This window comes from Paenarthrobacter sp. PPS72 (genome assembly GCF_048537125.1).
GTDB lineage: Bacteria > Actinomycetota > Actinomycetes > Actinomycetales > Micrococcaceae > Arthrobacter > Arthrobacter nitroguajacolicus_E.
Map to the genome: position 1 here is coordinate 173,948 of NZ_JBLYIE010000007.1, position 21,560 is coordinate 195,507.

Consider the following 21,560-nt stretch of genomic DNA (forward strand, 5'->3'; position numbering starts at 1 on the left):
GAATGACGTACTCCCCCGGCATCTACGCCAACCTAACCAGCGAGGAATACCACGCCGATCCAGCGCTCGGCTCGACGTCGTTGAAGACCCTCGCCAGCCGGACTCCCGCGCACTGGCAGTACGAGAAAGCCAACCCCGTCCACAAAGACATCTACGACCTCGGCACCGTGACCCACAGCCTCATCCTCGAAGGCGACGAATCCGGTGTAGAAGTCATCGACGTGCCAGACAAACGAGGCGCCAAGTGGACAGTCCCGGCCGACGCAGCCGTGAACGCTGGAAAGATCCCGCTGAAACAAGCCGAATGGGACCTGGTCCGCGCAATGCGGGACAGCGTCATGGAACACCCCGTAGCGAAGACCGCCTTCACCGGCCACCGCGCCGAAGAGTCCGTCTTCTGGGAAGATGACGGGCTCATGCTGAAGTGCCGGCCGGACGCGTGGTTGCGCGATCGGATTGTCGACCTGAAAACAACCGTGAACGCGGACCCTCGCGAGTTCCCCAAGTCAGGGTTCAAACTCGGCTACTACCAGTCAGCCGCGCACTACCAAGACGGTGTCCTGGCAATGACAGGTGAGAGGCTCCCGTTCTGGTTCATCAACGTAGAGAAGTCCGCTCCGTACCTCGTCTCCATCGTGGAGTACGACGACTACGCAATGGAACTCGGCCGAATGATGAACGCCCGAGCCAAGGACATCTACCGTCGCTGCCTCGACACGGGTGAATACCCCGGCTACCCGTCAGCGGAGCCGATCGGGCTGCCGATCTGGGCGATCTACCAAGCCGAAGACATCCTCGGCCTCAACATCGAAACGGAGATCGTGGTCAAATAATGGACATTTCGAAGGCTCTAGTTGCCAAGTCGGACTGCCTCAACGCCTCCGATCTGACCGGGGCGCCCATCGTCGCAACAATCGCCAACGTTCGGAAAGGTGATGCGACCAAGCCGATTGTCATCGACCTCGTAGGCATGGACGGCCGCCCGTGGAAGCCGTCGAAAGGGATGCTCCGGATCATCGCGCACGGCTGGGGCACCGAGTCAGACGTATGGCTTGGACGATCCGTGAAGCTCGTCAACAACCCGGAAGTGATCTACGCCGGAGAGAAGGTCGGCGGCGTCGAGGTCATCGCCATGTCGCACATCGCCGCGGACTTCACCATCCCCGTCCGGATCAGCCAAAAGAAGGTAAAGCAACACACCGTGACCGTCCTAGCCGAGCCGCAGACCGAACCGTGGCGGGCGCAATGGCAGGCAATCACCAACGCACTAACCGCCGCCGGATACGAAGGCGACGGCAAGGCCATGCTCGCCACGGCCGGGCAGGTCATAGGCGCCACATGGGATCACCCGAACAAGATCAGCGCCGAAGACGCACAGAAAGTCCTTGCCGCTGTCCGAGAAGACAACCACCAGGAGTCAGCAGAATGAGTCGAATCATCAGCCTTCAAACCACCAACTACAAGCGCCTCAAAGCCGTCCGAATCCAACCAGACCAGAACGGCAACCTCGTCGTCATCGGCGGCAACAACGGGCAGGGCAAGTCCTCCATCCTGGACTCCATCACCGCGGCCCTCGGTGGAGTGAATGCCAAGACCACGCCGAAGCCGATCCGGGATGGCGAAGAACGGGCAGAAATCATCCTCGAAACTGAGGACCTCATCGTTGTCCGCCGCTTCGCCGCCGGGGGCTCAACGCTGACGGTCAAGTCCCCCGACGGCGCCGTCTACCCCAAAGGCCAGGCCAAGCTTGATGACCTTCTGGGCAAACTCTCCCTCGACCCACTGGCCTTCACGCAGCTTTCGGACAAGGAACAGCTCGCCACACTGCTTGACCTTGTGGAACTGCCGTTCAGTCCTGAGAAGCTGGCCGCCGAACGGAAGAAACTATTCGACGCCCGCGCCGATGTCGGAAGGCAGGGCAAGGCCATTGGCGACGTCACGGTGGACGATTCGCTGCCGACCGAAGAAACCAGTGCGTCGGAAATCATTGCGAAGATCCGCCAGCTTGAAGCCAACGCCCGTGCCCGCGCCGAGTGGGCCAGCGGGATCCGACTTGCCGAGGACAAGGTCAGTGCCATCCGAGAGCAGATCAAGGAGCTCACCGCTGAACTCGCACACTGGGAATCGACGCTCAAGACGCGACTTGACGGCCAAGAAGATCTCCCACCAGCCCATGACACAGCCCCGCTTGAAGCTCAACTTGCGTCAGTCGAAGACAACAACGCTGCGATCCGCGCCAACAACGCAGCGTTGAGCAAAGTGGCCAAGCAAGCCGAACTACGCGCCGAATACAACAGCCTCAGCGACAAAATCCAAGCTCTCGACCAAAAGAAAGCTGACGGGCTCGCCAAGGCCAAGTTCCCCATCGATGACCTCGGATTCGATGAGTCCGGCGTGACCTACCAAGGCGTCCCGTTCAAGCAGGCATCCAGCGCCGAGCAGTTGCGCGTATCGCTCGCCATGGCCATCGCACTCAACCCGAAGCTGCGGGTCATCCGAATCGCCGACGGCTCGCTGCTCGACAAGGACAACCTCGCGCTCGTTGAATCCATCGCCCGCGAACACGACTTCCAAGTGTGGATCGAGGTCGTCGGAGACGGCGACGGCCGCGGGATCATCATCGAGGACGGAGAGGTCAAAGAGTAATGGCAGACATCATCGTCACCGACTTCCGGGTTGAAGGCTTCGAATACCCCGACGTATGGGAACAGAACTGGGAAGACTACACCTTCCACTACCTCTGGTGCTGCCACGCAATCCTCTCCGGGATTCAGCACTACTACGAAGCGAAGGCGGCCGCCGATGGCGAAGCTGCTGGATGACCCCTGCTGCTTCCTCTGCAAGAGCTCGCTCGGCATCTGCCTCACTCGAGGATCCTGCGACCACCACGTAGATGCCAGGCGCAGGCAAGACTCCACTGACTACTCGAGGCAGCTGTACCGGGACCCCACCGGAAACAAAGCAGTGAACAACGTAATGCGCTCAACGCGCCCCAAATCCTAGGCCCCACGAAAGGGGCCTTTTTCGTACCCGCACCAAAGGAGAAAGCAATGAGCGACTACCAAGAGTTTCTACGCGCCAAAGCCGACTTTGAGAAAACCTATGGCCATCCGATCCCAGCGACGGCCGTTAACCCCATCCTCAAAGAACACCAGCGGGACATCGTTCAGTGGGCAGTAGAAGGCGGACGTCGGGCCATCTTCGCGTCATTCGGGCTCGGGAAGTCCATGATGCAGATCGAAACACTCCGCCTTACCCTCGCCGAGGCTGGCGGATCCGGACTGATCATCGCCCCGCTCGGCGTCCGCGGTGAATTCATCCGGGACGGCCGGGAGCTCGACGTCGACATCAAGTTCATTCGCAGCGCCAAGGACATGACCTTCCACGGCGGCGGGCTCTACATCACCAACTACGATACCGTCCGCGACGGCAAACTTGATCCGAATCTATTCACCGCCGTCTCACTCGATGAAGCGGGCGTGCTCCGCTCTTTCGGTTCCAAGACCTATCAAACGTTCCTGCCGCTCTTCGACAAGGTCAAGTACCGGTTCGTGGCCACCGCAACACCGTCGCCCAACAAGTACAAGGAACTCATCCACTACGCCGGATTCCTCGGCGTCATGGACACCGGCCAGGCACTCACCCGGTTCTTCCAACGCGACTCCACACAGGCAAACAACCTGACCCTCTACCCGCACAAACGGGAAGAGTTCTTCATGTGGCTCAACAGCTGGTCGATCTTCCTGCAAAAGCCATCCGACCTCGGCTACAGCGACGAGGGATACAACCTCCCACCGCTGACCGTTGAATGGCACTCCGTAGACGTGGACCACTCCACGGCCGCCGTCGACCGAGACGGGCAAGCCCGACTATTCCGCGGCGGGGTGAAGGACCTGCAGGGCGCTGCCAAGGAAAAGCGCGACAGCCTCACTGCCCGTATCGAGAAGCTCATGGACATCGTCCGCGAGCACCGAGACGCGGACGGTTCGCAGATCATCCTCTGGTGCGACCTGAACGACGAACAAGCGGCCATCGAACGGGTACTGGCCACTGAGGGCATCACGTACAGCTCAGTCCACGGATCCTTGGACACTGACGAAGCTGAGCGCCGCATCGACGCCTGGCGGGACCGCGAAACATGGGCGCTTATCGGCAAGCCTATCCAGCTTGGCCAAGGCCTGAACTTTCAGCAAGCGCACACCGCGGTATTCGCCGGCGTCACCTTCAAATTCAATGACACCTTCCAAGCGTGGCACCGCATCCAACGATTCGGGCAGAAACACCCGTGCACCATCCACATGGTGCATGCCGAGTCGGAGACGGAAGTCGTCCAAGCGCTCAAAGACAAATGGGCGCAGCACAAGGAGCTAACCAACACCATGACCGACATCATCAAGGAATACGGGTTGTCCCGAAATTCCATCACCGAAGCCCTCACTAGATCTATGGGCGTTGACCGCATGGAAGCATCCGGTGAAGGGTGGCTCGTCGCCAACAATGACTGCGTGGACGAAGCTACGAACCACATGGAAGCGGACAGTGTTGACCTCGTCGTCACATCGATCCCCTTCAGCAACCACTACGAATACACGCCCAGCTACAACGACTTCGGGCACACCGACGACAACGATCACTTCTGGGCCCAGATGGACTTCCTCACCCCGCAGCTGCTCAGGGTGCTGAAGCCTGGCCGCATCTACGCCTGCCACGTCAAGGACCGCATCAACTTCGGCAACGTCACCGGCGCTGGCATCCCAACCGTGAGCCCCTTCCACGCAGAGGCACTGTTCCACGGAGTCAAGCACGGCTTCGACTACATCGGCATGATCACCGTCGTTACCGACGTCGTCCGCGAAAACAACCAAACGTACCGCCTCGGATACACGGAGATGCGAAAAGACGGAACGAAGATGGGCGTCGGCTCACCAGAGTACATCCTGCTCTTCCACAAGCCCCAGACTGACCGGTCCAAGGGCTACGCGGACGAGCGCGTGACCAAGGAGAAGGAAGACTACTCGCTGGCACGCTGGCAGGTCGACGCTCACGCCAACTGGCGATCCAGTGGAGAGCGGCACCTCACCCCGGACGAGCTCGCGGCACTGCCCGTCGAGCAGCGGTCACGGCTCTTCACCGAGCAGACGCTCCGCGAGGTCTACGACTACGAGTCGCACATCAAGGTAGGCGAAGCGCTGCAAGGCAAGGGCGCGCTTCCGGCAACGTTCATGTCCCTCATGCCGGGATCCTGGGCGCCGGACGTATGGCACGACGTCAACCGGATGTTCACCCTCAACGGTGAGCAGAAGCGTCGTAACGTACAGCTCCACTTGTGCCCGTTGCAATTTGACATCGTCGATCGCCTGATTCAGCGCTATTCGAATCCCGGCGACGTGGTCTTCGATCCGTTCATGGGACTCGGAACCGTTGCCCTTCGCGCTCTCAAGCTCGGGCGACAGGGCCGCGGCTCCGAACTGAACCCCGGGTACTGGGCCGACTCGGTCAAGTACTTGGAGGCCGAGGAACGTAACCGAGACATGCCGACGCTGTTCGACCTCGCTGAGCTTGAATCCGCGTCATGACGTGCGACTTCAAGGACTGTGACGGCGATGTTCACTGCAAGGGGCTGTGCAAGCGTCACTACCAACAGCAGTGGCGCACCGGTAGCGCAGAGGTAGCCCGGCCAAACCCGCACGGAACACCCGAGGAACGATTCTGGGCCAAGACACCCAAGGCCGGCGCCGAGGAATGCTGGGAGTGGACGGGCCGCCGAGACGATGACGGATACGGGCAGCTTCGGGTCGGCCCCGCTCAGATCCGGGCGCACCGGTTCTCGTACGAGCTCCACAACGGACCTACGGACTTGCTCGTCCGCCACCGCTGCAACAATCCGCCCTGCGTAAACCCTGCACACGTTGAACCTGGCGATCATCAGGACAACATGGACGATCGCATGGCCGCCGGGAACTACGACTATCCGACCTGCCGCCGTGGTCATCCGTGGACGGAAGCAAGCACTGCATGGCAGGGCCCGGACCGAAAACACCGCACCTGCAAGATCTGCCGTCGGATGACTCCTGCCGAGCGCAAGGCATTCGACCGCATGACCGTCTAGATGGGCGGCTACGTGTACCGGGGCTCCAAACCGTGGCCCCCGAAGACGCTTCTGCCGCCCAAAAGAAGACCTAAGCCGCTCCCCGAACCCATCTGGGGCGGCCCGCTCGGACTCGCCCTCGCCGCCGCAGAAGTGCACGCCTGGGAGCGGCTCCATCCAGCCAAACAACGAAGAGAAGAAGGCAAACACTCATGAAATTCACCATCCCCGCTAACGCCCTGGCCGACGCCGCCGCATTTGCAGCCAAGGGCATCAGCCCGCGCCCGGCCAACCCGATCCTGTCCGGCCTCCTGATCGAGGCCGCCGCCGGCACTCTGCGCATCAGCGGTTTTGACTACGACAAGTCCGCCCGCACGCAAGCAGCCGCCGACGTCGAGCGCGACGGGAACGCCCTGCTGCCCGGCAAGATGTTCACAGACATCATCAAGAAGTTCGGCAAGAAGACAGTCACCGTTGAAGTGGAAGGTAACGCAGCCAAGCTCACTGCCGGATCCGCCGTCTTCACCATCGGATCAATGAGCGTTGCCGACTTCCCGCCGATGCCCCCGCTCCCCCAGTCCGCTGGAACCGTCGACGGCGACGTGCTCGCCGCAGCCGTCGCGCAGATCATCGACGCTGCATCTACCGACGCCGCGGTGCCGGCGCTCATGGGTGTCAAGATCATCAGCGACGGCAACGAACTTGTCCTGCTGGCCACCGACCGATACCGCCTTGCCGAAGTCGTCATCCCATGGACACCTGCAGGTGATGGGTTCGAGGCTCTCGTCCGGGCGACATGGCTCCGAGATGCAGCAAAGGGCCTCGCCGGCGAAACACAGATCCTCAACGACGGCAACAACGTCGGCGTCCGATCAGGGAACCGCGCCATCACATCGACCGTGCTTGACCAGGACTTCCCCAAGATCCGCACACTGTTCCCCAAGTCCACGGAAACGGAGATCACTGTCGACCGAGCCGAGCTTTCTGACGTCGTATCTCGCGTTGGCCTAGTCGCTGAACGAAACACCCCGATCCGCATCACGGCATCCGGGTCCGAGATGACCGTCGACGCCGGCACGGGCGAGGCCGCTCAAGGGCAGGAAACTCTGCCGTGCGAGGTCAACGGAACCGACGTCATCGTCGCGGTGAATCCCGCATACCTCGGCTGGGCGCTAGCCGTCACGCCATCGGAGAACATCACGCTCGGCTTCCAAGAGAAGCGCACCATGCCAGTGCTGATCACCGGGCACGATTCCCTGTCACACCTCATCATGCCGGTGCGCCTCTAATGGCCGCCGCAGCGAAGAAGATTAAGCCCTTCTACACGTCAGTGAGCGTCGATGTCGATATTGACGCCAGCGTGCTGGAAGACAACGGCTATCACCACGAGGACGACTGCCCAGCCGACGAAGAACGAGACTTCGCTGATGACTTGCAGACGTTCTCGGACTGGCACGACCAAGCCCACGGCCTGACGCTGTGGGCGAACTGCCCGTACGAACCGTGCGGCCTACTCAGCGACGAATTCAGGATGACGCCATGACCGAGACAGTTCAACCCTTGGAAGGGCAGGAAATGCTGCCCGCCGAATTTCCGGAGCCGGTCACGACGGCAGACATAAAGATCAAGCAGAGCATCACCGAGGCGATCTCCCAATTCCAATATTTCCTTGGGACTAACCCTCCGCTAGGCGAAAAGGACGAATCCGCAAAAACGCAGGGCATCCTGCGCAGCAACATGCACCTCTTCGCTTTCCTATTGGATGCCGTGATCGTGGACTTCCTCCGCGAAATAGAAGGCTACAACCAAGCATGGGCCGACCAACTCGCCAACGAGCTTGAAGGAAAGTTCGACGGCGAGTACTTCTACGAATCGCTCTTGGAATGGGCCGACGAACGCGGCCTGGACGTCGACGAAATCATCGAGGACGCCAAGCACAAACTTGCTCAGAGGGACACGAAATGACGATCACAGTTACAGACATGTTTTGCGGGGCCGGTGGATCATCCACCGGCCTTTCCAATGTCCCGGGTATTCAGGTCAAGACGGCCATGAATCACTGGGCCCGTGCGATCGAGACCCACAACACCAACCACCCCGAGGTTGACCACGTCTGCGCGGACATCCAGCAGGTGGACCCGGAGTTCATCTCGACCACGGACATGCTTTGGGCATCGCCGGAGTGCACCAACCACAGTGTGGCGAAGGGCAAGAAACGAGTCACGCGGCAGACCGCACTCTTCGGCGAGAAACTGCCTGACGAAGCGGCAATCAAGTCCCGCGCCACCATGTGGGATGTGCCGAGGTTCGCTGAAATCCACGACTACAAGATCATCATCACCGAGAACGTAGTTGATGCCGCCAAGTGGCTCATGTTCGATGCCTGGCTGCTGGCCATGAAGTCACTCGGCTACGACCACCACATCGTCTACATGAACAGCATGCACGCCCAGCTTGGCGGCCTACCTGCCCCGCAGTCCCGCGACCGCATGTACGTCATGTTCTGGAAGCAAGGCAACGCGAAGCCCGACTTCGACAAGCTGCGCCCGCTCGCATACTGCCCATCATGCGATGAGACAGTCCGGGCCCTGCAGGTCTTCAAGAAGCCCAACGAGCGCTGGGGCAGGTACCGTGCCCAGTACAACTACCGCTGCCCGAAGGTGTCCTGCCGGAACCGCATTGTCGAGCCTGGATGGCTGCCCGCGTCAGAGGCTATCGACTGGTCCATCGAAGGGCAGCGAATCGGTGATCGTGACAAGCCGTTGGCGGAGAAAACCATGGCCCGGATCCGGGCCGGACTCGCGAAGTACGGCCCGGCCCGGCTGTCCGTTGATGCTGTCCGCGGAGCGCAGATCCTCACCCCTGTGGACTACGAACCGCACCGGACTCAGACCACCAGTTACACACGAGGCCTGCTGGTTCCCGTGGAAGGTCGGACGGGCAAGGAAGCGCAGGACGTCGCTCAGGCAATGCGTACGCAGACCACGCGCAACGAGACTGGCTTCCTGTCCATCCCGGACGCCTACCTGATGCGGAACAACTCGAGTCGCGGAGACGGATCTGAGATGACCACTCCCGTGCACGAGCCCATGCGTACTCTGACGACGGCCGGGCATCAGTCATTGCTCATGCCTTACTACGGTTCTAGCAAGCCGCAGGGCATGGATAAGCCGATCGGCACCCTCACAACGGTGGACCGCTACGCCATGATCACGCTCCGCGGGCAGAACGCACCGAAGGACGTCTACGACCCGCTCGATACGTTCGCGGCCAACGGAAACCACCACGCCCTCATGGGAATGAAACCACCAGCCGTCGAAGACTGCACCTTCCGGATGCTCGAACCCCACGAAGTCACCTGGGGCATGGCATTCCCGAAGGAATACCAGATGACCGGAACCAAACGGGAAATGGTCAAGCAGGCCGGAAACGCCGTCTGCCCACCCAACGCACGAGACCTCGGCATGATCGCAGCCGAATCACTCGGCGTCGCAGCGTGACCCGCGCCCACTGCACTCAGAGCCAAGAAAGGAGCCCCAATTGTCGAAGGACACCCGCCCGTACTTCACCGTCACCAATGAGCTTTTCCGTCATCCGAAGTGGACCGGGCTGCCCAACGACAAGACGCGCATCCACCTGCTCGAACTCTGGGGCCACTGCAACGAGTTCCGCACTGACGGCGCCGTAGCCAAACACGTCCTCAACGCCAAAGGCCCAGCCGTCGCAAAAGCACTCATCGCCGGCGGCTGGGTCAATAGCACCAAGGATCCCAACACCTTCGAAATGCACGACTACCTCAGTCACCAACCGTCAAGGGCTGAGATCGAAGCACGCATCCAGGAGAAGCGGGAATCCGGCAAGGAAGGCGGGAAGCGATCAGCGCACAAACGGTGGCACGTGGACCGCGGCGAAATCAAGGAAGGGTGCGACCTGTGCAAGGCCGAATTCGGGTAAGCACTCTAAGCACTTTGTAAGCGGGTGCTTATAAGCAGGCGTAACGAATCTGTAAGCACTTTGTAAGCGAAAAGTAAGCACCAACACCAACACCTATATACCTACTCACCTGAGTGCCTATCTCTCCTGTGTTTGAGGTTCTTGAGAGAAGGAATGGTGAAAGTTCTCAATCAATCGTCACCTAAGTAACGCGAGCCGCCGGGACATTTGATTGAAGGAAGGAATCAGCCTTGATCACCGAGAGCCAGGCCACGGCGCTGGCCAACATCCTCCACGAGCTCAGGCCCAAGTGGAGCATCCCGTCAATGATGAAAGTCCTTGAACGCAATGCCCAGCACCCGGGCACATTTCGGGACCTCGCGTTGGCCGCAGTAAACGCAGCACGCGACCCGAAAGTCGATACCCCTGGCGGCATCTTCACTGACCACAGATTCTGGCCCGAAGCCGTCCGCGCTTCCCTGCCGAAACCACCACCATGCGAAGACCACATCGGCAAAGACGCACACAACTGCGCCTCATGTTGGGCCGATGTCAAAGCAGGCATCCGGCCACGCGACCGTATTGGCCGCCACCACGAACCAGAAAGCGAGAACGAAGAATGAGCCCCAAGATCACGGCCAAGCACGAGGTCACCAAGAAGTCGACATTCCACGCCTCACCATTCCGCGGCGAACTGCTGCTGGCTCCTGGCATGCGGCCACAGGTGAGCGTCGATCACGCATCCCACGCGCCTGGACTGAAGAAGGTTCTGAAAGAAGTAATCGACGCTTCCGACCTCGAAGCCCTCATCGCAGTGCTGCAAGCCATCCACGACGAACTCACCCCGAGAGATGACGTCGAGAGCGAAGTCGAATGAGTGCTGTCACTGAGCGCGACATGCTCAACCTCTTGCTGGCGCGATACAACACTGAGCGCCGGGGAACGATCGCCGATCGCTGGGTGCGCGCTGAACATGTCCGATCCTCGCAGGACTACCGGCAAACCGTGAGCGTGGCGGACTTCATCGCCATCGACAAGTACAGCAGTTCCCAGGCAATGCATGGCCACGAGGTCAAGGTGTCGCGCTCCGACTGGCTGACCGAACTCCGGGACCTTGCCAAGGCCGAGAGGATCAAGCGGTACTGCAACTTCTGGTGGCTCGTCGTGTCAGACGCATCCATCGTCAAGGACGGCGAACTCCCTGAGGGATGGGGACTGATCGTGAAGGCCGGCGAAAAGCTCCGCATCAAAGTGCAAGCCGTCGAGCTCCAACCGGACCCACTCCGACTGGACTTCATCGCAGGCCTCACCGCGGCGGTCCAGCGCACCGCATATCGAGAACCGCTTCACCGGGACGTCCGGACGCTCCACCGGTGGGAGCAAGGTCGAGGCTACTTCCAGCAATGCCAAGCCTGCGGCCAACTCGCACCATGCCCACTCCACCAACCAAGAGCTACAGAAAACGAAGAAGCCGTCCCAACCGGGGCGGCTTCACTCATTCAAGGAGAGAAATGAACATCCGAAACTCGGCAAGCGTCCAACTGCAGGGCCAGCTCAAAGCTGGCGACTTGGCTGACTTCCTCGCAGAGGTTCCCAAAGACGCAACCGTGGCCCTGACCGAAACACGCGGGGATCAGCGCGACCCCGGATACTTCACACTGACTGCCACATGGGCCGGAGCCAAGCGATGAGCAAATTCAAGATCGGCGATCCTGTCCGCGTCATCGAGCAGACCAGCAGCTATTTCGACAGAGTTGGCCACGTTCGCGAAATTAGCTCAATCCGAGGTTACAAGCTGCCATTCGGGGTCATCTTCGATACCAGCGACACGGTCATCCATTTCGGCACTCAGGAGCTGATCCTGGCCGAGCATCCGACGGTGGCTGATGATCCGGTGAACCACCCCGCGCATTACGGCGGAGCGGATGACCCGTACGAGGTCATCAAAGTCGCCGAAGCGTGGGGATTCGATAAGGACGCGTACCTGTTCAACGTCCTCAAGTACATCGCCCGGGCAGGCAAGAAGGGCGCGACGCTTCAGGACCATAAAAAGGCTCACTTCTACCTTGGCCGGAAGATTCAGCGATTGGAAGCCGGCGAATGATTCGCAAGGAAGGCAAAGCCCGATGGGTCTATACCTGCGAACTCTGCAGGGTCCTGGCAGCCCACCCGGACCACTTTCGAGCAATCGAACAGCAGCAAGCCCACGAGGGAACAATCGAGCACGCCACGAAGCCAATGGCTGACGCTCTGGGCATCTTCGCGGAGTCGCTAACAGAGATGGCCAACGCCTTCGTGGACACCATCGCATCCGCCCTTAAACCGCTCACTGACGCTCTGGCCACCCCGCCCAACGTCCCGCACGATCCCAGCCTCCTGCGCGACCGCCGGAAATGGGGCGGACGATGAGCACATACCGGCCACCGCTCCGCCCTGAGCCGTCCATGCACTTCATGCGCGGCCCGATCGCGAACCTCCTGCCTGTACTGATCAACTCCGTCCCGGCCGACGCTGACGTAACGATCACGGACGCCAAGGACGGGCCAGGACGTCGAACTCTGACCATCACCGCATCATGGGAGGAACCTCGTGACACGTAACCGGGCATCCGCCAAGAAAGCCGGATCATCGTTCGAAACACTCATCGCCAACTACCTCGCCAAATGGGTTGACGACCGAATCGAGCGGCGGGCCAAGAACGGCAACAACGACCGAGGCGACATTGGCGGACTCCGACACCTCGGCCAACGCATAGTCCTCGAATGCAAAAACACCATGAAGCTGGCGCTCGGCCCGTGGGCAACCGAAGCAGAAACCGAACGCGGCAACGACGACGCCCTCGCCGGCCTCATCATCCACAAACGCCACGGCAAAGGCCAAGCGCAAGACCAATGGGTGACCCTCACCCTCGGCGAACTCGTCGCCCTCATCAACGGCAATCGCGACCACTACGAAACCACCCAGGAGACACCATGACCATCTCAGCCAGCACCATCGAAGCCCTGCGCGAACTTCAGAAGACCATCGGCGAAAACAATGAAGCGAAAGGTTTCCACGGCGACCGCCCGGACCGCGCCGACTTCGTGCCTGGCGAACGCGGCGACGTCGCCTTCATCAACGCCGAACGCTGCTACCAGGCCAACCTTCAAATGCTCATCGTGTCCGAAGCCGTCGAAGCCCACGACGAGATCCGCCACGGCCGCGCCGCCGACGAAACCTACTACCCCGAACTCCAGCTTCCCGGTTCACTCGTCGCGGAGGTCGGCGTCGATCGGGCCCGTGAACTGATCGAGGCCGATAATGCGGGCAAGCCCCGCAAGCCCGAAGGCGTCCCGTCCGAAATCGCCGACGGCATCATCCGAGGCTTCGACTACTTCTACCGCAACAACATCGACGGCGCGGCGATCATCGTCGAAAAGATCATCTTCAACACGTCCCGCCCCCACAAGCACGGGAAGAAGTTCTAAGCGTGGGCAAGCTCCGGAAGATCATCATCACGATCGACTGCCAACCCAAAGAAGGCAAGAGCGACCACATGTTCCGGGCCCTCTGGAAAGCCATCGAAAAATACAGCACCAAAAAAGCCGTCCAATCACTCCAAACCAACTACATCTACGACGAAGGAGAACGCTGATGGGCCCACTCGATAAAGGCGGCCCGCTCATGCCAGGCAAGGTGTACTTCGCCCCCGCAGGAACCGACATCCTCACTTTCGACCAGTGGCAGGAGCTGGGTGCAGCCGGGCCCATCTCATTCGAAGACGGCCCCGAGGAAATCAACACATGGAACGGGCAAACCATCAGGACATCGGTGCCCGTCATCGGAACAACGCTCACATTCACCTGCATCCCGCCCAAAACACGACGAGCGAAGCGAGAACGATTGGCCGCGCTCCGGCTGCTCTACGGGCACTGGCCGACTCACTTCCCGCCGAAACGCCAACTCATCCACAACGGACGGAAACCACGTGGCCGCAAAACGTAAGCCAGGCGGCCACCCAGCCAAGCAAGACCCCGACGTCGCCAAAGCATTCCGGACCATGAAAGCCAACGTCGAACTCGTCCGCGACCTCGAACCAAGACTCACACCAGAGGCCCACCTGCACCTCAAAGCTGCAGCACTCGGACTCATGGCCGTCTACGCCGAACTCACCGGAATGCCCGCACCCACCGAACTCCTAGGAGGCAAACCATGAAACCGCACAAACAACGCATCCTGGCCGACCCAGCCCGCGGCGACGGACACGACGCAAACGGCATCCCAGGCGACTGCTGGAAAGCATGCATCGCCTCACTACTCGACGTCGACGACTACGAGAGTGTCCCGCACTTCGTGGCCCTCGAAGACTGGTGGGGCGAAACATACAACTACGTCTGGGAAAGGCATCAGCTCAGCCTCAGGAAATGGCGAAATGCCCAGCACATACCGCCCGGTCTGGAACTCTTCATCGGCGTCGGGCCATCCCCACGTGGAGACTTCCACCATGCCGTGATCGTTGACCGCTCCGGAAATCTCGTCCACGACCCGCACCCATCTGAACTCGGCATCCTCGATGTCGAAGAATACTTCGCGCCATTGCCCGCACACGCTGTAAAGGAACTAGGAGGCAACTTGTGAGCCTCAGCCCTCAACAGCTCGCAGCGAGGCTAGGGGTCGAACTCACGCCTTGGCAGGAAGAAGTCTTGGAACGATTATGCGCCGGCGACACCATCAGCTGGCCGAGGCGCGGAGGACGGTCGACCGTCATGCGCATCCTGTCCATGCGCCTCAACTCATCGGGCAAGCCTCTCGTCCATAACGGAGGCAAACCATGACCTTCCACGGGAAGGACCCAGAACCCGACCAACCCGAAAAGGTTCGGACCTTCCACTTCAAAGAAAGCAAGCACGCCGAACCGCGAACCATCCAAGCCCACGACGTGTACTTCTACCACGGCCGCCGAGTCGGCTTCTGGAACAACGACGAGGATGACAGAACACTCGTCCTCGCCACCGAAGCATACGAAATATGGGAAGAACCGGAGGCCACCATTGAGCAATGAATGCACCACAGAGGACTGCCCAAACCACAGCAACAAATACCTCTGCAAGCAGTGCATCCGAGACCTGCAAGCATGGCTGGATAAAGTGCCCGTACTCATTCAGGCCCTAGGCATCACCATCGCCAAACGGGACCAAGTCAGACCCGCCAACGCAGGATGGAACGCCGGCGGCAAACCCGGCAGCGCAGCACCAATCAATCTCGACGCCCTCCAACTGCAGGAGAACCTCAAGAGCGTCGGACGAAGCGCTGAGGCCTACGCTCACGACTCGCGGGCGGCCGGGCTGGCCTGGCTCATACAAGACTGGGTCACCAAAGCAGAACTACTCGTCAGCGGCCCAGAGGAACCGCCGGTAAACCATTCGGCGAACCGGGAACGCATCAAGGACATTGCGCCACCTATGCCAACCCGCAAACTCGTCCCTTGGCTACGCCTCAACGCCCAAATCACACTCACCGGAAAGGACATACGCAACTGGGTGGCCAGAGGCAAAATCAGGGCCGTCGAATCCAAGCCATCACCCACCTATCACCCTCACGAGGTGCTTGACGCTTGGTACGAAACACGCCGTGAAGAAAGCCGCGCATGAGACCGCAAGGTTGTGTTAAAGTGACTCACTGAGGGGTAAGTGACGTACCCAAAACAAGCCGGATCGCAAAAGCGACCGGCTTTTTTCATGCCCTCGGATAGGCAAACCAACCCCCAGGAGGCCCTATCTCAGCTGGTGCGCCTGCAGCGGACCACGGCCATGTCGAGAGACGCGCCACCAACTAAATAGCGTCCCACGGTGTACATGAGCACCAAGGGAGCATGGGAGTAGAAGAGGCAAGGTGCCAGGGCTGGCTGTAAACCAGTCCACGGTTGGTTCGATTCCAGCTGCTCCCACGAATGAGCATGGCCAATGAGTGGTGCCGGGCGACGTCTTACGCACCCCGGTTGAATGGCTCGGTCAGCAGCCCGCCATGCTCCTTCACTTGGAAGTTACCCCAACGGTGGGAAGCTGTCTTGAAAACAGTGGCCGGTAAAACGGCAGCGGGTTCGACTCCTGTGACTTCCGCGAGCCGCGTGCGCACAAGCCAACATGTGAGCGGTATGGCACCCCAGTTCGACTCTGGGCCATGTTGGCACTCTGGAAGATAAGCGAATGGTGAGCAGCCTCTTTGCTAAAGAGGTACGGCCGAAAGGCCCAGCAGGTTCGATCCCTGCATCTTCCGCTACCCCGCCCCTGACCAACAAACATGCGCGAGCAGGGCGAGCGGGGAAACACTTCCGGTGTCGCAGTCAAAGCCACCAACCACGCCAAAGGCTGTCACAGCGTGCAAGGACCCAAGGAAGCGCAGGACGCAACGACGCCCAGGGATGTCCTTTCTTCCATCCCAAGCGCCCCTGCTACGACACCGGATAACACTTAGGGAGGCCCGCAAGATGGCTTCCAATAACCCACGCAGAGCAAACAGCGCAATGCGCAACAAGCTCAGGGCGAGGGTCCTCAGGGAAGAAACCCACTGCTGGCTATGCGGCCTCTTGGTGGACAAGACGCTCCCTCACGGCCTGCCGGGCTCGCCCGAGATAGACGAGATCATCCCGGTGTCCAAAGGCGGCTCACCCTTCGAACGCTCCAATTGCCGACTTGCTCACCGACTCTGCAATGCCAAGCGCGGCAATAAGCCACCGGGTCACGCGAAGGTCCTCGCACTCCAGCCGCCAAAGCCACTCAAGACCAGCCGAAGGTGGTGAAGCTCCTTGCCCGCGAACACATGCTCAGTAGACCAATGCTCGCGTGCAGGGAAGATCCGCTTGACCTACTGCGAGAACCACTACCGCAAGTTCAAGCGCTATGGAACACCAACACCTCCACCCAAGGTCACACATGGCACCGCAAGCAAGTACCGGTACGGATGCCGATGCGCACCATGTACCGCTGCCCATAGCGAACGCTATGCCAAGTGGGCACGCTCGTACTTCGAGAAGACAGGCGAATGGAACAGAGGACGATGGATATCAGATCGCGATCGACACTCCATCTATGAACGTGATGCATGGACCTGCAAGATATGTCAGCATCCGATAGATCGAGATGCGCATGCGAACAGTCCGCTTGCTCCATCGCTCGATCACGTCAAGCCCAAGTCATCCACATCAAAGCCTGACCACACGCCAAACAACCTGCGAACCGCCCACCGATGGTGCAACGCGGTCCGAGGCGATGAACGACTCACAGACGAAGCAATAAAAACCCAAATGGACCTTGTCCTGGGCGTTTGAACCCCAAACCGGGGGTGGCGGGTATCCCCTCCCACCCCCGGGCCGCGCCCTCCCTCTGGCATAGGGCAAAAATATCCCCCCGAGCTCTCCCACTGGACGCACATGGCTGTTTTTCGTTGGCCTCACCAGCATTTCGACTGCCGCGCTGCTTGCTTGAGAGCCCTTTGCTCTCGTGGGCGGCGCGGCTCAACTTACCTAGGAGAAATCATGAGCCAGCAGCCGAGCGTGGGCAGGGTCGTCCATTTTCACGGACATGAGCATCCATTGTCGCAAGACGTTGCCGCGATCATTACTGAAGTGGACCCGCAGCTCTGCAATGACCAGTGGTACGAGATGTCCGGCATCGGCGAGGACTATGCGGATCGGTCCATGGTTGTCAGGCTCAAAATCCTGTGGCCTGAACGTGAGGAACCTATCGGGTCCGCCAATCTCGGTCACCTGTACCCATTCAGCGAAGAGCCGAAGCTCGGGCATTGGTCCTGGCCTTCGCGAGTTTAGGAGTCCCTAGTGATCATGTCGAAGTCTTTGGCTGCCGATGCGCTGCTTGCCGCTGTTGACGGCGGACATGTGGCGATCTTTGCAGAGACCGCCACAGCTGAACGGGTGCTTTTTGAGGATTTCATGCGGGCATATCCCGAGCTTGGTGTCGTCGCGGAAATCATTCGGGCTCTCGGCCGTGAAGCGTTGACTTTCCCTGGCGGCGGAACTTTGACGTTCCTTTCCCAGTCCATGAATTTGAATCGTCTGCGCGGCTGGAGCCTGGACCGCTGTTACGTGCCGATTGGTACGCGGCGTCAGTTCGTCGATGATCATCTCCGCCCCTGCCTTGCCGCGAGCAAGGACGGCACTCTCGCCGGTTACTGATCGGAGGCGCCATGGATGCTCCCGCTGGCCTTGGTGAGCGTGGTCTTGAGGTGTGGAAGGCATTGTCGGGCACTGACGTTGCCCGGAACGCTCTGGCTCTTGAGGCTGCCCGAACCGCTGATCGCCTGGACGAGCTCGACAACATCATTCAGGGCAAGGGTGTTCTGAATTTGATGCAATTCCGGCTTCATGCCTTTGAGGACGACGGCGAAGATCGCAACATCAACGTTGAGGTCAAGTTTGCGGCCCCGTTGGCGGAGGCCCGGCAGCAAGCTATTGCTCTGGCCACGATCCTTACGAAGCTATCCCCGCCCGACGCTGCCGCGAAGCCTGCATCGGCTAAGCCCGTGCCCGCCGGCGTCACCCCGCTCGACCGGATAAGGGCCCGCAATTTGAAGAAGGCCTGATCGGTGGTGTGTGTTGAAGGGTTCACAGGACGCGCGCTTCTACATCGCTCCTAAGCCTCGCGGATATTCTTGCGATCACGCCGATGCCGCTATCGACTTGGCCGCTGGTTATGGCCTAGTCCTTGACGAGTGGCAGGAGAAGGTAGTCCGGGCATGGCTGCGGACAACCACGACCGGAAAATGGTGCGCTGGAACTTGGGGCGTCTCGGTGCCGCGGCAGAACGGCAAGAACGGCGGCCTTGAAGCTGTCGAGCTATACATGCTCGTGGAATTGGGCCTGAAAATCCTCCACACGTCGCATTTGCTGACGTCGGCCCGGAAGGCGTTCAAGCGCCTGCTTCAATTCTTTGGGCAGAAGGTCAACGACCCGAACGCGCCATTCCCGGAACTGAACGCATTGGTCGTTGAGATCCGTAAAACCAATGGCCAGGAAGCGATCGTGCTGAGTAACGGCGGCATGATTGAGCTTGGCGCCCGCACCGGTGGCGCCGGCCGTGGTAGCTCCTTCGACGTCCTTGTCATTGATGAGGCTCAGGAGTACGAAGAAGACGAGCAGGAAGCTCTCAAGCCGACGATCTCAGCTGCGCCTGGCGGCGATCCCGTGACGATCTTCATGGGCACCCCGCCGAAGGATCTGTCCGAGCGCGGCGAACCGTTTGTTCGTGTGCGGAATAACGCTGTGACTGGCAAGAACAAGCGTGCAGCATGGGTGGAGCACTCCGCCCGCGGCGACGTCGACAAAATGGACGAAGCCGAGCTTGCCGCGTTTGTCCGGGACCTCCATAACGCCGCTGACGCGAACCCTGCCCTCGGTATTCGCATTTCCATGGAGACGATCGAGGATGAGCTCAACGAGTTCTCTCCGCGGTCTTACGCTCGTGAGCGTCTGAATATGTGGCCGACGCCGACAGAGACTGGCAAGAAGGCATTCACAAAGTGGGATGACCTGGCGATCGATGATCCGGATCCTGAGTGGCAGATCGCTTCGTATGGCGTCGACATGAACCCGGAGCGCACGAAGGTCTCCATCGGCGTCTCGCAGTTCACGGATGACGACGACATTTACCTTGAGTTGGCTGCTGATGCGCCTTTTGATGAGCGCGGGACAACGGCGCTGGTGGAGTGGTTGTGGGAGCGCGCCAAGCGCCGCATCCCGATCGTCATCGATGCTCTGTCGCCGTGCCGGGACCTGCTGGAGCCACTACTGAAGGCCAAGAAAATGAAGGTCTTCATTCTCAGTTCCAGCGAGTACACGCAAGCGTGCGCAGGAGTGTACGAAGCTGTTGAGAAGCACCCTGCGATCCGGCATTTCGGGCAGGAACACCTTGATAACTCTGCCAAGCACGTCGTCAAGGATCCGATCAAGAATCGCCCAGGCTCGTTCAAGTGGAACAAGGACACCTTGGACGCTGACCTCGCCCCGACAGTTGCAGTCACGTGCGCGCACTTCGGCGCAAAAAAGTTTGCTCGCCGTATCCTCAAGTCTTCTCCGAAGAAGCGCGGCGCGATCGTTTTCTAGGAGGTGGCCTGCTTGGCTTCACTTGACGTAGCCCGCCCCCTGACAGAGTTGGAGTCTCTTGCGTTTCAGCGCATGCTCCGCCTGATCCGGAAGAAGCGCGACCGGAACCAACTGCGGACGTCGTACAACGATTCGAAGAAGCGGCTGGACAAGATCGGGTTTTCGATCCCTCCGCATATGAGGGACTTCGCTGTCGTTCTGGGCTGGCCGAACAAGGCCGTGAAGGTTCCGTCCCGCAGGGTTCGGCCGGACGGCTTCACCCTCCCTCGCCAGTCCAAGATGCTCAGCGAGCTTGAAGAGATTTTTGGCGAGAACTACTTTGCTGCCGTCGAGCGCATGGCAATTGAGGCTTCACTTCAGCATTCGGTGTCATTCGTCTTTGTGACACCTGGCGATGAAGCCGCTGGCGAGCCTGAGATCATCGTGGCCGCCCGGACCGCACTGGAAGCAACGGCCGAGATCGACACACGAACGAACCGTGTCACACAGGCTCTGGAGTTGGTTGGCCGGTGGGAAGCCCTTCTTTACCTGCCGGGCGAGACTTTGAGGCTTCAGTACCTCAAGAACGAGTGGCTCGTTACGAAGGTCTACGTTGGTGTGCCGAATCGTGTCACCTGCACCCCTTACGTTTGGGGGCGTTCACTCGAGCGGCCCTTTGGGTACTCCCGCATCACACGCCCGCTGATGGGCTTCACGGACATGGCTGTGCGCACGATGTTGCGGCAAGAGGTCAACGCCGAGTTCTACGGCGCACCTCAACGGGCCCTGCTGGGCGCCGAGGAAGAGCACTTCCTTGACGCGGACGGTAAGCGCATTTCGCCTTTGGACGCCTTGATCGGCGGCGTGTGGGCACTCCCCAACACGCGAGATGAGGAAACTGGCGATCTGGTCAAGCCGACTCTGCAGCAGTTGTCGCAGGCGACTTTCCAGCCGCACGGCGAGATGCTCAAGGGCATCGGCTTGATGGTGTCGAGTGAAACGTCCATCCCTGTGGGCTATCTCGGCATCATCCATGACAATCCATCATCGGCTGACGCCATCCGGGCGAACGAAGCAGACCTTGTATCGGTCGTTGAGGCCGAGTTGCCGAGCATCGGCATGTCCCGTGTCGACTTGGCCCGGAACGTCTTGGCTGTGAGGTACGGCGAATGGACGCCTGCCATGGAAGCAGAGCTTCGGGGCCTGTCCGCGCACTTCATGGATCCGGGCACGACGTCGAAGGCTGCTCAGGCTGACGCCGGTTTGAAGTTCACACAGACCTTCCCGGACGGCGACCCCGAGGTGGCTATGGAGGTCTACGGTTTGGAGAAACGGCAAATCGAGCGCATGAACAACCACCGGGCTAAGAAGGAAGCGGGCAATAAGCTCAGCGCCTTGGTAGCTGCGGCTAGGTCCTCGGCTACACCGGTGTTCAGTCAGCCTGGCGAGACGCAGGACGCCTAG

General features: G+C 60.2%; 31 protein-coding genes and 3 tRNA genes. All 34 read left to right on the forward strand.

Features of this window, described 5'->3' with window-relative positions:
• Positions 1 to 2: 2 nt before the first annotated feature.
• The 34 genes from ACLRGI_RS04920 (at position 3) to ACLRGI_RS05085 (ending at position 21,560) form a co-directional block, all read left to right on the forward strand.
• Entirely contained in the window at positions 3 to 833 is an 831-nt protein-coding gene (locus ACLRGI_RS04920) for a PD-(D/E)XK nuclease-like domain-containing protein (protein WP_419200541.1), read from the forward strand.
• Positions 833 to 1,429, forward strand: a complete 597-nt coding sequence (locus ACLRGI_RS04925) for a hypothetical protein (RefSeq protein ID WP_419200542.1) — start codon at positions 833 to 835, stop codon at positions 1,427 to 1,429. Before ACLRGI_RS04920 ends, ACLRGI_RS04925 begins: the two co-directional genes overlap by 1 nt.
• Positions 1,426 to 2,646: an AAA family ATPase gene (locus tag ACLRGI_RS04930; RefSeq protein ID WP_419200543.1), complete on the forward strand. Its 1,221-nt coding sequence runs from the start codon at positions 1,426 to 1,428 to the stop codon at positions 2,644 to 2,646. The genes ACLRGI_RS04925 and ACLRGI_RS04930 overlap by 4 nt, the downstream gene beginning before the upstream one ends.
• Positions 2,646 to 2,822 carry a hypothetical protein gene (locus ACLRGI_RS04935; RefSeq protein ID WP_419200544.1) on the forward strand — a complete coding sequence of 59 codons (177 nt, stop codon included), beginning with the start codon at positions 2,646 to 2,648 and terminating at the stop codon, positions 2,820 to 2,822. The genes ACLRGI_RS04930 and ACLRGI_RS04935 overlap by 1 nt, the downstream gene beginning before the upstream one ends.
• A gap of 228 nt (positions 2,823 to 3,050) precedes the next feature.
• Complete coding sequence (locus tag ACLRGI_RS04940) at positions 3,051 to 5,576, forward strand: DNA methyltransferase (RefSeq protein ID WP_419200545.1); 2,526 nt, start codon at positions 3,051 to 3,053, stop codon at positions 5,574 to 5,576.
• Positions 5,573 to 6,109 carry an HNH endonuclease family protein gene (locus ACLRGI_RS04945; protein ID WP_419200546.1) on the forward strand — a complete coding sequence of 179 codons (537 nt, stop codon included), beginning with the start codon at positions 5,573 to 5,575 and terminating at the stop codon, positions 6,107 to 6,109. The genes ACLRGI_RS04940 and ACLRGI_RS04945 overlap by 4 nt, the downstream gene beginning before the upstream one ends.
• Before the next feature lie 191 nt (positions 6,110 to 6,300).
• Positions 6,301 to 7,377, forward strand: a complete 1,077-nt coding sequence (dnaN, locus tag ACLRGI_RS04950) for a DNA polymerase III subunit beta (RefSeq protein ID WP_419200547.1) — start codon at positions 6,301 to 6,303, stop codon at positions 7,375 to 7,377.
• On the forward strand, positions 7,377 to 7,631 hold the full coding sequence (locus tag ACLRGI_RS04955) for a hypothetical protein (protein ID WP_419200548.1): 255 nt from the start codon (positions 7,377 to 7,379) through the stop codon (positions 7,629 to 7,631). Before dnaN ends, ACLRGI_RS04955 begins: the two co-directional genes overlap by 1 nt.
• Positions 7,628 to 8,053 (forward strand): hypothetical protein, encoded by a 426-nt coding sequence (locus ACLRGI_RS04960; RefSeq protein ID WP_419200549.1) that lies wholly within the window; start codon positions 7,628 to 7,630, stop codon positions 8,051 to 8,053. Before ACLRGI_RS04955 ends, ACLRGI_RS04960 begins: the two co-directional genes overlap by 4 nt.
• The gene (locus tag ACLRGI_RS04965) at positions 8,050 to 9,588 is read left to right on the forward strand and encodes a DNA cytosine methyltransferase (protein WP_419200550.1); all 1,539 of its coding nucleotides are present in this window, start codon (positions 8,050 to 8,052) and stop codon (positions 9,586 to 9,588) included. The genes ACLRGI_RS04960 and ACLRGI_RS04965 overlap by 4 nt, the downstream gene beginning before the upstream one ends.
• 40 nt (positions 9,589 to 9,628) lie before the next feature.
• A complete protein-coding gene (locus ACLRGI_RS04970; protein WP_419200551.1) occupies positions 9,629 to 10,042 on the forward strand; it encodes a hypothetical protein in 414 nt (137 codons plus the stop codon).
• A 230-nt stretch (positions 10,043 to 10,272) separates the two neighbouring features.
• Positions 10,273 to 10,644, forward strand: a complete 372-nt coding sequence (locus ACLRGI_RS04975; protein WP_419200552.1) for a hypothetical protein — start codon at positions 10,273 to 10,275, stop codon at positions 10,642 to 10,644.
• Positions 10,641 to 10,898 carry a hypothetical protein gene (locus ACLRGI_RS04980; protein WP_419200553.1) on the forward strand — a complete coding sequence of 86 codons (258 nt, stop codon included), beginning with the start codon at positions 10,641 to 10,643 and terminating at the stop codon, positions 10,896 to 10,898. The genes ACLRGI_RS04975 and ACLRGI_RS04980 overlap by 4 nt, the downstream gene beginning before the upstream one ends.
• Complete coding sequence (locus tag ACLRGI_RS04985) at positions 10,895 to 11,536, forward strand: hypothetical protein (RefSeq protein WP_419200554.1); 642 nt, start codon at positions 10,895 to 10,897, stop codon at positions 11,534 to 11,536. Before ACLRGI_RS04980 ends, ACLRGI_RS04985 begins: the two co-directional genes overlap by 4 nt.
• Entirely contained in the window at positions 11,533 to 11,712 is a 180-nt protein-coding gene (locus ACLRGI_RS04990) for a hypothetical protein (RefSeq protein WP_419200555.1), read from the forward strand. Before ACLRGI_RS04985 ends, ACLRGI_RS04990 begins: the two co-directional genes overlap by 4 nt.
• Positions 11,709 to 12,125: a DUF3310 domain-containing protein gene (locus ACLRGI_RS04995; RefSeq protein WP_419200556.1), complete on the forward strand. Its 417-nt coding sequence runs from the start codon at positions 11,709 to 11,711 to the stop codon at positions 12,123 to 12,125. Before ACLRGI_RS04990 ends, ACLRGI_RS04995 begins: the two co-directional genes overlap by 4 nt.
• Positions 12,122 to 12,430, forward strand: a complete 309-nt coding sequence (locus ACLRGI_RS05000) for a hypothetical protein (RefSeq protein WP_419200557.1) — start codon at positions 12,122 to 12,124, stop codon at positions 12,428 to 12,430. Before ACLRGI_RS04995 ends, ACLRGI_RS05000 begins: the two co-directional genes overlap by 4 nt.
• Positions 12,427 to 12,621 carry a hypothetical protein gene (locus ACLRGI_RS05005; RefSeq protein ID WP_419200558.1) on the forward strand — a complete coding sequence of 65 codons (195 nt, stop codon included), beginning with the start codon at positions 12,427 to 12,429 and terminating at the stop codon, positions 12,619 to 12,621. Before ACLRGI_RS05000 ends, ACLRGI_RS05005 begins: the two co-directional genes overlap by 4 nt.
• Complete coding sequence (locus tag ACLRGI_RS05010; RefSeq protein ID WP_419200559.1) at positions 12,611 to 12,997, forward strand: hypothetical protein; 387 nt, start codon at positions 12,611 to 12,613, stop codon at positions 12,995 to 12,997. Before ACLRGI_RS05005 ends, ACLRGI_RS05010 begins: the two co-directional genes overlap by 11 nt.
• On the forward strand, positions 12,994 to 13,488 hold the full coding sequence (locus ACLRGI_RS05015) for a nucleoside triphosphate pyrophosphohydrolase family protein (protein WP_419200560.1): 495 nt from the start codon (positions 12,994 to 12,996) through the stop codon (positions 13,486 to 13,488). Before ACLRGI_RS05010 ends, ACLRGI_RS05015 begins: the two co-directional genes overlap by 4 nt.
• Positions 13,489 to 13,490: 2 nt before the next feature.
• A complete protein-coding gene (locus tag ACLRGI_RS05020; protein ID WP_419200561.1) occupies positions 13,491 to 13,655 on the forward strand; it encodes a hypothetical protein in 165 nt (54 codons plus the stop codon).
• Positions 13,655 to 14,005, forward strand: a complete 351-nt coding sequence (locus ACLRGI_RS05025) for a hypothetical protein (RefSeq protein WP_419200562.1) — start codon at positions 13,655 to 13,657, stop codon at positions 14,003 to 14,005. The genes ACLRGI_RS05020 and ACLRGI_RS05025 overlap by 1 nt, the downstream gene beginning before the upstream one ends.
• On the forward strand, positions 13,989 to 14,216 hold the full coding sequence (locus ACLRGI_RS05030) for a hypothetical protein (RefSeq protein ID WP_419200563.1): 228 nt from the start codon (positions 13,989 to 13,991) through the stop codon (positions 14,214 to 14,216). The genes ACLRGI_RS05025 and ACLRGI_RS05030 overlap by 17 nt, the downstream gene beginning before the upstream one ends.
• Positions 14,213 to 14,638, forward strand: a complete 426-nt coding sequence (locus ACLRGI_RS05035; RefSeq protein WP_419200564.1) for a hypothetical protein — start codon at positions 14,213 to 14,215, stop codon at positions 14,636 to 14,638. The genes ACLRGI_RS05030 and ACLRGI_RS05035 overlap by 4 nt, the downstream gene beginning before the upstream one ends.
• A gap of 193 nt (positions 14,639 to 14,831) precedes the next feature.
• A complete protein-coding gene (locus ACLRGI_RS05040; protein ID WP_419200565.1) occupies positions 14,832 to 15,062 on the forward strand; it encodes a hypothetical protein in 231 nt (76 codons plus the stop codon).
• 85 nt (positions 15,063 to 15,147) lie between these two features.
• Positions 15,148 to 15,651, forward strand: coding sequence for a hypothetical protein (locus ACLRGI_RS05045; RefSeq protein ID WP_419200566.1), 504 nt, complete (start codon positions 15,148 to 15,150; stop codon positions 15,649 to 15,651).
• A 215-nt stretch (positions 15,652 to 15,866) separates the two neighbouring features.
• Positions 15,867 to 15,947 (forward strand) — tRNA-OTHER (locus ACLRGI_RS05050).
• 91 nt (positions 15,948 to 16,038) lie between these two features.
• Positions 16,039 to 16,119: transfer RNA gene (locus ACLRGI_RS05055), tRNA-Ser, on the forward strand.
• 74 nt (positions 16,120 to 16,193) lie between these two features.
• Positions 16,194 to 16,276, forward strand: a tRNA-Ser gene (locus ACLRGI_RS05060).
• Positions 16,277 to 17,534: 1,258 nt separating this feature from the next.
• A complete protein-coding gene (locus ACLRGI_RS05065) occupies positions 17,535 to 17,825 on the forward strand; it encodes a hypothetical protein (protein ID WP_419200567.1) in 291 nt (96 codons plus the stop codon).
• A 15-nt stretch (positions 17,826 to 17,840) separates the two neighbouring features.
• Entirely contained in the window at positions 17,841 to 18,191 is a 351-nt protein-coding gene (locus ACLRGI_RS05070; protein ID WP_419200568.1) for a hypothetical protein, read from the forward strand.
• An 11-nt stretch (positions 18,192 to 18,202) separates the two neighbouring features.
• Positions 18,203 to 18,598: a hypothetical protein gene (locus ACLRGI_RS05075; RefSeq protein WP_419200569.1), complete on the forward strand. Its 396-nt coding sequence runs from the start codon at positions 18,203 to 18,205 to the stop codon at positions 18,596 to 18,598.
• Positions 18,599 to 18,806: 208 nt separating this feature from the next.
• On the forward strand, positions 18,807 to 20,117 hold the full coding sequence (locus ACLRGI_RS05080; RefSeq protein WP_419200570.1) for a hypothetical protein: 1,311 nt from the start codon (positions 18,807 to 18,809) through the stop codon (positions 20,115 to 20,117).
• A 12-nt stretch (positions 20,118 to 20,129) separates the two neighbouring features.
• Positions 20,130 to 21,560 carry a hypothetical protein gene (locus ACLRGI_RS05085; RefSeq protein ID WP_419200571.1) on the forward strand — a complete coding sequence of 477 codons (1,431 nt, stop codon included), beginning with the start codon at positions 20,130 to 20,132 and terminating at the stop codon, positions 21,558 to 21,560.